Source organism: Micromonospora sp. H61 (assembly GCF_018070325.1).
GTDB classification, from domain to species: Bacteria; Actinomycetota; Actinomycetes; order Mycobacteriales; family Micromonosporaceae; genus Micromonospora; species Micromonospora salmantinae.
On the sequence record NZ_JAGPXY010000016.1, the window covers coordinates 70,259 to 82,679 of the forward strand.

The window sequence follows — 12,421 nt, forward strand, 5'->3', positions numbered from 1 at the left end:
GAGATGCGCACCGGCTGGCGCACCTGTTGGATCTCGACATGAAGCATGAGCTTGTTCGCCCTCGGAAGGCACGCCCGGGGGACCACCTCGCGGTGCTCTCACCGTCCTTCGCCGCGGCCGGTGCCTATCCCGGGATCCACGAGCAGGCCATGCGACGGCTCGCCGACCTGACCGGCCTCGTTCCGGTCGAATACCCCACCACCCGCCAGGTGGGCGCGAGCGCGGCAGCGCGGGCGGCGGACATCAACGCCGCCTTCGCGGACCCCCAGGTACGCGGCATTCTCGCCGTCGTCGGCGGCGACGACCAGATCACCGTCATCCCCCACCTGGACGCCGACCTGGCCCGCGCCGACCCGAAGCCGTTCCTCGGCACCAGCGACAACACCAACCTGCACCACTGGCTCTGGGGCCTCGGCATCGCCAGCTTCTACGGCGGGTCCTCCCAAGTACACCTCGGCCCCGGGCCTGCCGTCGACGACATCCACGTCCGGTCGCTGCGAGCGGCGTTACTCACCGGGGAACGGCTGGAGATCACCGACCCGGGTGAGTCCGAGGACATCGGCATCGACTGGGCAGATCCGCAGGCGTTGACGTCGTTCGGCGAGCGCGAACCGACGGAGCCGTGGAGCTGGTACGGGCCGCCGCGCGCAGTCACCGGCCCCACCTGGGGTGGCTGCCTGGAAGTCATCCAGTGGATCCTGACGGCGGGACGCTTCCCGTTTCCCCCGGAGGTCCTGCACGGCGGGGTGCTGATCATCGAGACGTCGGAGGAGCTTCTCCCCGCCCGCGAGGTCGGCTGGATCGTCCGATCACTGGGTGAACGCGGTCTTCTCAGCGCCGTCGACGCGGTCCTGGTCGCCCGTCCGCCGGTCTCCGACCACACCCGTCGGCCCCCGGCCGCGGATCGGGCACGGCTCCGCGAGCAGCAGCGCGACACTGTCGTCGACATGGTGGCCCGCTACAACCCCGAGGCGGTCGTCTGCGTCGGGGTCCCATTCGGTCACACCAGACCACAGTGGATCCTTCCCCACGGCGGCCCGGTCACCGTCGACGGCGTGGAACGTCGAATCTTCGCCGACTACCGATAGGGCCTGGCGGCGTGGAGGATCTTCGTCGTGTCCCCTTTGCCGCAACCCGACGACCTCGCATCGCTCGTGCTCCGGACCGACTTCACCGACGACGGCGCCTGGGAGGCCGTCAAAGAAGAGTTTCGCCGGTGGGACTGCTACTACAGCGCGACCTTCGTCGACGACCCCGCCTACAGCGAGGCGACCGTCAAGCAGTTGATCGACGCGAACGCCCCCATCAGTGATGAAAACTGGCTCACCTACCTGTTCGTGGCCGACGCGGCCACGATGACCGACGTCGAACGCCCGCTGCTCGCTGTCGACCTGAGCCGCGAGCCCGGTCGCACCTTCCGCGTGCCGCCCCGCTGGTACGCGGACGTCTCAGCCAACCTCACCATCGCCAACATGGACTTCGCCGAGTTCGCCGACGCCGCCGACGAGTCCGGAACGTACCGGGGCTTCGAGGCAACCTGACGACCTGGCGAAGCAGCGGCTAGTGGCACGGCACGTGATGGTTTGACCGTGAACGTCGAAGGCCCCGGCCGGGACTCACGTCCTGGCCAGGGCCTTCGGTGTGGAGCGGGTGACGGGAATCGAACCCGCACTGTCAGCTTGGGAAGCTGATGTTCTGCCATTGAACTACACCCGCAAGCGGCACCACTGTACCCGAGTCGTCGAGCCCGTGCACCCAGGTACCCCCGGAGGCCGTAGCTGTCCGCACCCCGCTCCGCCCGGGTCGACCCCGGGTTGATCTCGGCGGCGGCGGGCCGGTGCGTACGGCGGTGCCGGCTCCGTTGGTACGGAGCCGGCACTGATGATCTTTGAGCTGTGGTCAGGCGGCCGTGCACTGAACGTCACGGCTGAGGCGGGTCGGGCGCGCCTGCGGGACGGCGAGGGGCGCGGCCACCGCCGACGGGGCGTTTGGGTCGAGCCAGACCCGAACGGCCGGCCGACTCGGCGCGAGGCCCGGAATGCCGGCGATGTGCTGCTCGCGGCGGGTGAGCATGGCCACGTCGACGGTGAACTCGAAGAGCCGCCAGTCGACCTGCGGCTCGGCCCGGGCGCTCTGCGCCAACTGCGCCACCCGGATCGGATCGGTCACCGGACGGGCGCGCCCTGCCACGTACGCCTCGTCGTCACTCTCCTCCGCCGGGAACGAGTGCAGCGCGTAACGGCCGTCACGTTCGAGGTCGCGGCGCTTCGGCGAGTCGATGATGAAGCAGAACAGCCCCTCGGCGGTGATGACCGGGGAGACCGGATGGACGCGGGGCCCGCCGTCGGCGCGGACCGTGGCCAGATAGCCGAAGCCCGGCCCGTACTGCTGGAGGAGAACGCGGATCCCGTCGGCGAGTCGGGGCTCGTCGGCGGCGAATTCGGACCAGGAAGCCATGTGGGCATTCTATCGAACAAATGTACGAGCAGCGACCTCGACGCGCTGGTCACCGGCACCGAATCCGGCCACTTTTGGCAGCGCGGCTATGGTGGTCCGATGCTGCTCTCCGACCGCGACCTGGTCTCCGAGATCAAGGCCGGCACGCTGGGCTTGGAGCCGTTCGAGCCCACCCTGGTCCAACCGTCCAGCATCGACGTCCGACTCGACCGGCTGTTCCGGGTCTTCAACAACCACCTCTACACCCACATCGATCCCGCGATGCAGCAGGACGACCTGACCTCGGCGGTCGAGGTCCCCGACGGTGAGCCGTTCGTGCTGCACCCGGGGGAGTTCGTGCTCGCCTCGACGCTGGAGGTCATCTCGCTGGGTGACCAGCTCGCCGGCCGACTGGAGGGCAAGAGCTCCCTGGGCCGGCTCGGGCTGCTCACGCACTCCACTGCCGGCTTCATCGACCCGGGCTTCTCCGGTCACGTGACGCTGGAACTCTCGAACGTGGCGAACCTGCCGATCACCCTCTGGCCGGGCATGAAGATCGGGCAGCTCTGCATCTTCCGGCTCTCCTCGCCGGCCGAGCACCCGTACGGCTCGGTGGTCTACGGCTCGCGCTACCAGGGCCAGCGGGGGCCGACACCCAGCCGCGCCTGGCAGCACTGGCGGACCTGGCCCACCCGCTGAGGTTCAGCAGCTGGCCCCGAGACGACGAGGGCCCGCCGCGACGGATCGCGACGGGCCCTTCGATCACTCGGGGTCAGCCTGGACGGCCGTAGCTGTGGATCGGGCCGTCGTCGACCTTCTTCATCTTGACCGGTTGACCGGCCTGCGAGGCGTGCACCACCCAGCCGCCGCCGACGTACATGCCGACGTGGTGGATGTCGCTGTAGTAGAAGACCAGGTCGCCGGGGCGCAGGTCGCCCTTGCTGACGTTCTTGGTTACCCGGCTCTGCGCGGCGGCGTTGTGCGGCAGCGACACGCCGGCCTTCGCCCAGGCGGCCAGCATCAGCCCGGAGCAGTCGTACGAGTTCGGGCCCTCGGCACCCCAGACGTAGGGCTTGCCGATCTGCGCGCAGGCGAACTTGACAGCGGTGCCCGCGGCGCCGCCGGGGTAGCTGCCCGGGCAGGGTGCCGGGCGCAGCGGACCGCCGCCGCCACTGCCGTACACCTTGAGGCGCAGCTTCTGCAGGCGGTCGATCTCGTCGTTGATCTGCTTCTTCTTCGCCGCCAGCTGAGCTTCCGTGCGGGTCAGCTGGGCCACCATCTCGTCCAGTGGCGCCTTCTGCGCGGCCAGCTGGTCGCGCAGGTCGGCCACCTGGCGTACGTCCTTCTGCTGGTTGTGCGCGAAGCGGTCGAGCATTTCGAGCTGGCCGACCACCTCGCTGGGCGACCGGCTGCCCAGCACCGCGTTGACTGTCGAGACGTTCTCACCCTTGTAGGCGCGCACGGCCAGGGCGCTGACCTTGTTCATCGCGGCGTCGACCTGGCGCTCGAGCGGAGTGATCCGGGCGGCCAGCGCGTCTGTCTGCTTGCGCTTCGCGGCGAGGTCGGTGCGGGTGGCGTTGTGCCGTTCGATGATCGGTTCGAGCTTGTTCCAGTCGGCGTCGATCTGGCGCTCGATCTCGGCGACGGACGGGTCGGCGTGGGCCGCCGTGGCACTGCCGGTCAGAACGACGGCGATGCCGGCCAGCGCGGCGAGTGCGGTGGTGAAGCGGGACCAGCGTGGGCGCGGCACGATCGACGCCGGGCCGGCTGATGCCGACCGCTCGGACGACGGCCGCGGGGCATGGAGTGCCACCGGGTTCCGTACTCCTTCTTCCTGACCGCCTACCGGGTTAGCTGACGGGTTCGGGCGGGAAGTCGGCGCCCTACCGCAGTGGCTGCGGATTCACCCCGAGGGACCTGGGTCCCCGGTTCGCTCGGAAACGACTCGGCGGTGTCGGTCCGTTACCGCCCGGGCTGGGCGGAGCTGCTGTCGGGCCAACAAATGACCAGAGTAGAGACGTCTGTTACCGATCCGCAACCCGTGCGGCAGTGACACTCCGTACGGATTGAACGAGGTAACCGACCGTGTGTGAAGAATTCTTTCCATCCACTTCGATAGATAGAAAGGTATTGACGCGACCTCCCGGACGGCGCGATGGTGACCTGACCTCACTCCGCGAGAATCTAGGGGGTTCGATGCACCATCCAACCCTGTCGACCGGCTGGCGCGGGCTGCTCGCCGCCACAGTGGTCGCCGCCGCGACCACTGTGCCACTCTCCGTCGGCCCGGCCGCCGCAGCGCCCACCACCGACCGCCAGCAGCAGTACGCCGCAGCGGCCACCGAGTACGGCGTGCCGGCCGTCGTGCTGCTCGGCGTCTCCTACCTGGAGTCCCGTTGGGACACCAACGCCGGTACACCGAGCACCAGTGGCGGCTACGGTCCGATGCACCTGACCGACGCGCGGCACGTGGCCGCCCTACCCGGACGCGGCCACCACGACGCCGGCGCCGAGGACCCACGCGGCGACGACTCCCGCACCGCCCGCGTACCCGCGCCCCGGCCGGTCGAGGCACCCGCGCCATCCACCGCCGCGTTGCAGACCGTCGACGCCGCCGCCACGCTGACCGGCGCCACCCCCGAGGCACTGCGCACCGACGCGGGCCTCAACATCCGGGGTGGGGCCGCGCTGCTGAGCGCGTACCAGAGGGATCTGGGCGCGCCGGTCGGCGCGGACACCGACCCGGCGGCCTGGTACGGCGCGGTGGCACGCTACTCGGGCGCGGACAGCGCCGACGCCGCGGCGGCCTTCGCCGACGAGGTCTTCACCACCATCGGCGCGGGCGAAGCCCGGGTGACCGACGACGGCCAGCGGATCACCCTGCCGGCCCGCGCGGTGCGGCCCGAGCGTTCCTGGCTGGACCGGCTGGGCCTGCGCCGGCTGGCCCGCCCGGACGGGGTGGAGTGCCCCCGCACCATCTCCTGCGAGTGGATCCCGGCGCCCTACGAGGCGTTCGGCGACGGGGACTACGGCAACCACGACCTCTCCGACCGGCCCGCGCGGCAGAAGATCGAGTACATCGTCATCCACGACACCGAGGCGAGTTGGGCCACGACCCTGCAACTGGTCCAGGATCCGACCTACGTGAGCTGGCACTACTCGCTGCGCTCCGTCGACGGGCACATCGCCCAGCACGTGAAGACCAAGGACGTCGGCTGGCACGCCGGCAACTGGTACGTCAACGCGAAGTCGATCGGGTTGGAACACGAGGGCTTCGCGGCGCAGGGCACCTGGTACACCGAGGCGATGTACCGGACCTCGGCGAAGCTGGTCCGGTACCTGGCGATGCGACTGGGCATCCCACTGGACCGCCAGCACATCATCGGCCACGACAACGTGCCCGGCACCATCCCCTCGACTGTGCGGGGAATGCACTGGGATCCGGGCCCGTACTGGGACTGGACGCACTACTTCGACCTGCTGCACGCACCTCGACTGGACACCGGCACCCCGGCCACCGGAATGGTCCGGATCGACCCGGACCACACCACCAACCAGCCGGCGTTCACCGGCTGCGTCACCCCGGGCGTGCCCTGCGCGCCACGCGGCTCCTCGGCGGTGGTGCTGCGCAGCGCACCGTCCGCGGACGCGCCGCTGGTCAACGACGTCGCGCTCCGCCCGGACGGCAGCCCGAACACGATGGCGGTGTCGGACCACGGAGCCCGGGCGTCCGCCGGGCAGACGTACGCGCTGGCCGGACGGCAGGGCGACTGGACGGCGATCTGGTACCTCGGGCAGCGGGCCTGGTTCCACAACCCGTCGTCCGCGCCGACCGCCAGCTGGACCGTCGGCGTCGTGGCCACGCCGAAGCCCGGACGGACCACCGTTCCGGTCTACGGAAGGGCGTACCCGGAGCAGTCCGCGTACCCGGAAGGGGTGCCCTACCAGGCGATCTCGCCGCTCCAGTACACCCTGGCCGCCGGGCAGCGGTACGCCGTCGGCGCGGTGCTGGCCGGCGAGTACTACCGGGCCAGCACGTTCGACGGCTCCTCGCCCGGCGACTGGACGGTGATTCGCGGCAAGAACCGGTACGCGCAGATCCAGTTCGGCCACCGGATCATGTACGTCGACCTCGCCGACGTGCAGCTCTTGCCGTCCCCGGTCGGCGCCCCCCGCTGAGAACCACGACGGCCCCCGGTCGGTGACCGGGGGCCGTCGTGTCGCGCGAGGTGGATCAGCCAGGTCTGCGGAACCCGGCGACGGGCATGGTGTTGATGCTGGACACCTGCACCGGCTTACCGGCACGTGGCGCGTGCACCATGGTGTTGTTGCCCAGATACAGCCCGACGTGACTCAGGCCGGAGAAGAAGAAGACAAGGTCACCGGGACGAGCGTCGGCTCGCGAGACGGCCTTGCCCTCGTTCCACTGGTCACCGGTGTGGTGCGTGAGGTAGATCCCGGCCGCCTTGTAGGCGTACTGGGTCAGCCCCGAGCAGTCGAACGAGTTCGGGCCGGTGGCGCCCCAGACGTACGGCTTGCCGACCTTGCCGCAGGCGGTCTTGATCGCGGTGCGGGCCGCCTCGTTGACCACACCGTTGATGGTCGGGCAGGCCGCGGTCTTGACCGTGGTCTTGGGCATCGATGCTTCGAGCTGCTTGATCTCGCCGTCGATCTGCTTCTTCTTGGCCGCCAGCTCGTTCTGCTGCTTGGTCTGGGTGACGATCAGCGCGTCCAGCTTCTGCTTCTCGCCGTCGTACTTGGCCCGCACGGCCAGCACACCCTCGACCTCCTTGCGCTCCTGCGAAGCGAGCCGGTCGAGGATGGTGAGCTGCTCGGTGAGCGTGTCCGGCTTGGCGCTGACCAGCAGCGCGCCGATGTCGTGCGACGGGCCCGAGATGTAGTAGCGGGAGGCGAGGTCGCCAACCCGGTTGAGCGCCAGCTCGCTCTGCAGCGCCAGCGGCTCGATCTTCTTCTGCAGGTTCGCCGACTTCTGCCGGTTGACCTTCAGCTGCGCCCGGACCTTGTTGTACTGCTCGATGGTGGGCTCCAACTGCTCCCACTTCTTGTCGATCTGCGCCTCGATCTCGTCGACCGTGGGCGCGGCATGTGCCGGCGCGGTCAGCAGACCGGCGCCGACCGCCGCGGCGGCGACCAGGACGAGCACCCGGTGCGCAACGCGGCGCAGGCCACCAGAGCGAGCAGACGCAAACAGGTCGTGACGATGAGGGGGCATGGTTGCCACCGGCACCGACTCCTTTGCAACCGACCGCCGGGCGCCTCGCGTGAGGGAAGGGCCGAGGCAGACGACCCACAGCGGTCGGTGCCCCACATTAGGGAAGCTCGGGGCGGTAATCAAGGCGAGGGCGGTAACCATCACTGTCGTGCAACCGCTTGCACACCAAGGGTATTGGTCCATCACCCAACGATTGCAGTCAATACATCGTCAAGAGTCACCACACCGAGTGGCTTTCGCCCGTCGCTGACCAGCACCATGTGCCGCCGTTCGCGACGCATCGCCAGCAGCAGGTCGGCCAGCGTACGGTCCGGCGGCACCACCGCCAGCGGCCGGTAGACGTCGGCCGGCACCGGGGACCGGCGGCCCTGCCCGGCGTACCCGAGCACGTCCTTGACGTGCACAAAGCCCAACACCCGACGGGTCGACCGCTGCACCACCGGGAACCGGGACCGGCCGGTCCGGGTCGCCAGCACCTCCAGCGACGCCGGCGACACGTCCTCGGCCACCGTCACCACCGTCGACCACGGTTGCAGCGCGTCCGCCGCCGTCCGGGCGTGCAGGGCCAGCGCGCCGGTGATCCGCGCGTGCTGCTCCGCGTCGAGCAGCCCCTCGGTCCGCGCCTGGGAGACCAACCCGGCCAACTCCTCGGCGGTGAACACCGTCTTCACCGCCTCGGACGCCTCGATCCGCCAGAACGCGAGCACCCGCCGGGCCGCCCATTTCATCGCGAGCAACAACGGCTTGGTGGCCACACAGAATGCCAGCATCGCCGGGCCGAGCCAGAGCGCGGAGACCTCCGGACCGGCCAGCGTGATGTTCTTCGGCACCATTTCACCGACGACCGTGTGCAGAAAGACCACCATGCCCAGTGCCAGCACGAACGCCACCGGATGCACCACGCGCTCCGGCAGGCCGGCCGCGTGGAACGGCGGCTCCAGCAGGTGAGCCAGCGCCGGTTCGGCGATCGCGCCGAGACCCAACGAGCAGACCGTGATGCCGAGCTGCGCGCCGGCGATCATCAGGGGGATCTGGTTCATCGCCGACAACGCCCAGCGGGCGCGTTTCGACCCGGCCGCCAGCGGCTCGATCACCGTCCGACGGGACGCGATGAGCGCGAACTCGCTGCCCACGAAGAACCCGTTGCCGAGCAGCAACAGCACTGTCACCAGCAGTTCAGTCATCGTCGTCCGGATCCGCCGGACGCAACACCCGGACCTGCTCGATCCGGTGCCGCTCCACCTCGACCACTGTGAACTCCCAGCCGTCCGTCTCGACCGTCTCGCCGGCGAGCGGGATGTGCCCGAGCTGGGCCATCAGGAACCCGGCCAACGTCTCGTACGGCCCCTCAGGCAGCCGGAAACCGGTCTGCTCGGCCAACTCGTCGGAGCGGAGCACACCGTCGACCAGCACTGTGCGCTCACCGCCCGGAACTGTCAGCTCGGCCGACCCGTCGTCGTCCACGCTCGCCGGGTCGAACTCGTCGGCGATCTCTCCGACCAACTCCTCGACGAGGTCCTCGACGGTCACCACGCCGTCCGTGCCGCCGTACTCGTCGACCACGATGGCCAGGTCGGCCCCGGCCGCCTTCAGCGCGGCCAGGACACCGTCCAGGTTCAGGCTCTCCGGCACGTACACCGGCTCGCGGGCCACCGAGCCGACCCGGGTCGACGCGCGGTCGGCCAGCGGCACGCCCAGCGCGTCGGGCACGCCGGCCACACCGGTCACCAGGTCCAGGGTCTCCTCGTACACGGGGAACCGGGTCCGCCCGGTCCGCCGCGACTGCTCCAGCAGCTGCGCCACGGTGGCGGTGGCGCGCAGCGCGACCACGTCCACCCTGGGGGTCATCGCCTCCGCGGCCCGCTTGTCACCGAAGCGGATGGTGCGACGCAACAGCATCGCGGTGTCGGTGGGCAGTGCGCCGGCCCGCGCCGAGATACCCGCCAGCAGGCCCAACTCCTCCGGCGAGCGGGCACTTGCCAACTCCTCCTGCGGCTCCACGCCGAGCGCCCGGACCAGTCGGTTCGCCGAGCCGTTCAACCCCCGGATCACCCAGCCGAACGTCCGGGAGAAGGTGTGCATCGGGCCGGCCGTGGCCAGTGCCGCCGGCATGGGCCGGGCCAGCGCCGCGTTCTTCGGCACCAACTCGCCGAAGAGCATGGAGATCAGCGTGGCCAGGGCCAACGCGATGAACGGGGTGAGCCGCTCGGTGCTGTCTCCGGCCAGCGGGCGCAGCAGCGGGGTGAAGAGCCGGGCCAGGGCCGGCTCGGCCAGGTAGCCGGTGAGCAGCGCGGTGATGGTGATGCCGAGCTGCGCCCCGGAGAGCTGGAAGGAAAGTTCGCGCAACGCTGTGCGTACCGTCAGGGCGGCCTGGTCGCCCGCGGCGGCCCGCCGGTCGATCTCCGCCCGATCGACAGTGACCAGGGCGAACTCGGCCGCGACGAAGAACGCGTTGCCCGCGGTCAGGGCTACGAAGCCGACCAGGGGCAACAGCGTCGTCAAGAGTAGGCCGTCGATGAACAAATCCCAGGGGTACGCGTCTCAGCCGCCGATCGGCGCGGTCTCCTTGCCGCCCTGCGGCTGCTCGGGCTTGACCGAGCGGAGCAGCACGCTGGCCACGTCGATCACCTCGACCTGTTCGCCGGCGCCCTTGCCGTTGACCCCGTCGCTGAGCATGGTCGAGCAGAACGGGCAGCCGACCGCTACCGTCTTCGCCCCGGTGGCCATGGCCTCCTCGACGCGGTCCACGTTGATCCGCTTGCCGATCTTCTCCTCCATCCACATCCGGGCGCCGCCAGCACCGCAGCAGAAGGAGCGTTCGCTGTTCCGCGGCATCTCGGTCAGGTCGCCCGCGATGGCGTCGCCGAGGACCTCCCGGGGGGCCGCGAAGACGCGGTTGTGCCGACCCAGGTAGCAGGGGTCGTGGTAGGTGACGCCGCCGTCGACCGGCTGCACCGGCGTGAGCTTGCCGGTGGCGACCAGGTGCGCGAGCAGTTGGGTGTGGTGGACCACCTCGAACTCGCCGCCGAGCTGCCCGTACTCGTTGCCCAGCGTGTTGAAGCAGTGCGGGCAGGTCGCGACGATCTTGCGCTTGGCCTTGTCCCGGCCCTCGAACGCCTCGTTCAGCGTCTCCACGTTCTGCTGGGCGAGCATCTGGAAGACGAACTCGTTGCCGATCCGTCGTGCCGGGTCGCCGGAGCAGGTCTCGCCCTCGCCCAGGATCGCGAACTTCACGCCCGCCTCGTTGAGCAGCGTGGCCACCGCGCGGGTGGTCTTCTTGGCCCGGTCCTCGAACGCGCCGGCGCAGCCGACCCAGAACAGGTACTCGAAGTCGTCCACCTCGCCGACCCGGGGCACCTCGAAGTCCAGGCCCTTGGTCCAGTCCTCGCGGGTGTTCTGCGGGGCGCCCCACGGGTTGCCCTTGTTCTCCAGGTTGCGCAGCATCACGCCGGCCTCGGAGGGGAAGCTCGACTCGATCAGCACCTGGTAGCGGCGCATGTCGACGATGTGGTCGACGTGTTCGATGTCCACCGGGCACTGCTCGACGCAGGCGCCGCAGGTGGTGCAGGACCAGAGCACGTCCGGGTCGATGACACCGCCCTCCTCGGCGGTGCCGATCAACGGCTTGTCGGCCTCTGCGAGGGCCAGCACGTCCAGGTGGGCCAACTGCGCCTGGGTGGCCTTCTCCTCGCCGGTCAGGTCCTTGCCGCCGCCGGCCAGCAGGTAGGGCGCCTTCGCGTACGCGTGGTCGCGCAGGCTCAGGATGAGCAGCTTGGGCGACAGGGGCTTGCCGGTGTTCCAGGCAGGGCACTGCGACTGGCAGCGACCGCACTCGGTGCAGGTGCTGAAGTCGAGGAGGCCCTTCCAGCTGAACTGCTCGACGTGGGCGACGCCGAACTGGTCCTTCTCCGGGTCCGCCTCCTCGAAGTCGAGCGGCTTGCCCTGGCTCGTCATCGGGCGCAGCGCGCCGAGACCGGAGCCGGCCGGCTTGGCCGGCTCCCGCTTGAAGAAGATGTTGGGGAACGCCAGGAAACGGTGCCAGGCGACGCCCATCGTGACGTTCAGGGAGATGACGATCAGCCACGTCATCGAAATAATGATCTTGATGGCCGCGGCGACGCTGACGCCGTCCGCCCAGTCGGGCAGCACCGCACCGACCGCGTGGCTGACCGGGGTGGCCCAGAACGGGAACTCGAAGTGGTCGGTGGCGACCTTGAAGCCCCGGATCACGAAGCCGAAGATCAGGACCAGCAGCACGATCCACTCGACGAAGTAGCCCTGCCACATGGTCGAGCCGGTGAACCGGGACCGCCCGCCCGGGCGGGTCGGCCGGTTGCGCAGCCGGATCGCCATCAGCACCAGGATGCCGACCAGACTCAGCACCCCGATGATCTCGGTGACCAGACCGAAGATCGTCCAGTGCCCGATGATCGGCAGACCGCCGTCGGTGGTGCCCACCTCGAAGTACGCCTCGAGCACCAGCAGCGACAGCACGACGAAGCCGACCATCACGAACCAGTGCGCGGCGCCCACCACGCCCCACTTGAGCATTCGGGTGTGGCCGGCCGTCTCCACCAGCATCGTCCTGGCGCGGGCGACCTTGTCGGAGAACCGCTCCGGCGCGGGTTGCCCGAGCCGGATGACTGCCACCATCTTCAGGACCGCACGCACCGCAAGCCACACCGCCACGGCGGTGATGGCGACCGCGAGGATCGTGGTGACGATCTGGACGCTGCCCATCGAGTTGGCCTC

General features: G+C 69.7%; 10 protein-coding genes, 1 tRNA gene and 1 riboswitch. Of the genes, 4 read left to right on the forward strand and 7 right to left on the reverse strand.

The window, feature by feature from the left end:
• Window positions 1-149 precede the first annotated feature (149 nt).
• Both KBX08_RS11185 and KBX08_RS11190 read left to right on the forward strand, forming a co-directional pair.
• Window positions 150-1,088 carry an LD-carboxypeptidase gene (locus KBX08_RS11185; protein WP_247669245.1) on the forward strand — a complete coding sequence of 313 codons (939 nt, stop codon included), beginning with the start codon at window positions 150-152 and terminating at the stop codon, window positions 1,086-1,088.
• A 27-nt stretch (window positions 1,089-1,115) separates the two neighbouring features.
• Window positions 1,116-1,541, forward strand: coding sequence for a hypothetical protein (locus KBX08_RS11190; RefSeq protein WP_210783055.1), 426 nt, complete (start codon window positions 1,116-1,118; stop codon window positions 1,539-1,541).
• Between the two features lie 101 nt (window positions 1,542-1,642).
• On the opposite strand, the gene KBX08_RS11195 is transcribed toward KBX08_RS11190, so the two are convergent.
• Both KBX08_RS11195 and KBX08_RS11200 read right to left on the reverse strand, forming a co-directional pair.
• Window positions 1,643-1,716 (reverse strand) — tRNA-Gly (locus tag KBX08_RS11195).
• 183 nt (window positions 1,717-1,899) lie between these two features.
• Complete coding sequence (locus KBX08_RS11200; RefSeq protein WP_210783057.1) at window positions 1,900-2,457, reverse strand: pyridoxamine 5'-phosphate oxidase family protein; 558 nt, start codon at window positions 2,455-2,457, stop codon at window positions 1,900-1,902.
• 99 nt (window positions 2,458-2,556) lie between these two features.
• Here KBX08_RS11200 and dcd point away from each other — a divergent pair, with 99 nt between their 5' ends.
• Entirely contained in the window at window positions 2,557-3,135 is a 579-nt protein-coding gene (gene dcd / locus KBX08_RS11205; protein ID WP_030332009.1) for a dCTP deaminase, read from the forward strand.
• 73 nt (window positions 3,136-3,208) lie between these two features.
• On the opposite strand, the gene KBX08_RS34670 is transcribed toward dcd, so the two are convergent.
• Window positions 3,209-4,249 (reverse strand): NlpC/P60 family protein, encoded by a 1,041-nt coding sequence (locus KBX08_RS34670; protein WP_210783059.1) that lies wholly within the window; start codon window positions 4,247-4,249, stop codon window positions 3,209-3,211.
• A gap of 12 nt (window positions 4,250-4,261) precedes the next feature.
• Window positions 4,262-4,397: riboswitch (cyclic di-AMP (ydaO/yuaA leader) on the reverse strand.
• Window positions 4,398-4,632: 235 nt separating this feature from the next.
• Between KBX08_RS34670 and KBX08_RS11215 the strand changes: the two genes are divergently transcribed.
• On the forward strand, window positions 4,633-6,615 hold the full coding sequence (locus KBX08_RS11215; RefSeq protein ID WP_210783061.1) for an N-acetylmuramoyl-L-alanine amidase: 1,983 nt from the start codon (window positions 4,633-4,635) through the stop codon (window positions 6,613-6,615).
• Window positions 6,616-6,670: 55 nt separating this feature from the next.
• On the opposite strand, the gene KBX08_RS11220 is transcribed toward KBX08_RS11215, so the two are convergent.
• The 4 genes from KBX08_RS11220 to KBX08_RS11235 all read right to left on the reverse strand — a co-directional run bounded on the left by KBX08_RS11220 (window position 6,671) and on the right by KBX08_RS11235 (window position 12,409).
• Complete coding sequence (locus KBX08_RS11220) at window positions 6,671-7,684, reverse strand: C40 family peptidase (protein ID WP_238690288.1); 1,014 nt, start codon at window positions 7,682-7,684, stop codon at window positions 6,671-6,673.
• A gap of 167 nt (window positions 7,685-7,851) precedes the next feature.
• The gene (locus KBX08_RS11225; RefSeq protein WP_210783065.1) at window positions 7,852-8,853 is read right to left on the reverse strand and encodes a hemolysin family protein; all 1,002 of its coding nucleotides are present in this window, start codon (window positions 8,851-8,853) and stop codon (window positions 7,852-7,854) included.
• Window positions 8,846-10,171, reverse strand: coding sequence for a hemolysin family protein (locus KBX08_RS11230; RefSeq protein WP_247669227.1), 1,326 nt, complete (start codon window positions 10,169-10,171; stop codon window positions 8,846-8,848). The genes KBX08_RS11225 and KBX08_RS11230 overlap by 8 nt, the downstream gene beginning before the upstream one ends.
• A gap of 39 nt (window positions 10,172-10,210) precedes the next feature.
• Entirely contained in the window at window positions 10,211-12,409 is a 2,199-nt protein-coding gene (locus tag KBX08_RS11235) for a (Fe-S)-binding protein (protein WP_210783111.1), read from the reverse strand.
• Window positions 12,410-12,421: the final 12 nt, after the last annotated feature.

What these genes read in the sequence shown, in the direction of transcription:
- KBX08_RS11200 (WP_210783057.1), bottom strand. Translation starts at nt 2,457, where the DNA reads ATGGCTTCCTGGTCCGAATTCGCCGCCGACGAGCCCCGACTCGCCGAC.
- dcd (WP_030332009.1), top strand. Translation starts at nt 2,557, where the DNA reads ATGCTGCTCTCCGACCGCGACCTGGTCTCCGAGATCAAGGCCGGCACG.
- KBX08_RS11225 (WP_210783065.1), bottom strand. Translation starts at nt 8,853, where the DNA reads ATGACTGAACTGCTGGTGACAGTGCTGTTGCTGCTCGGCAACGGGTTC.
- KBX08_RS11185 (WP_247669245.1), top strand. Translation starts at nt 150, where the DNA reads ATGCGACGGCTCGCCGACCTGACCGGCCTCGTTCCGGTCGAATACCCC.
- KBX08_RS11215 (WP_210783061.1), top strand. Translation starts at nt 4,633, where the DNA reads ATGCACCATCCAACCCTGTCGACCGGCTGGCGCGGGCTGCTCGCCGCC.
- KBX08_RS11235 (WP_210783111.1), bottom strand. Translation starts at nt 12,409, where the DNA reads ATGGGCAGCGTCCAGATCGTCACCACGATCCTCGCGGTCGCCATCACC.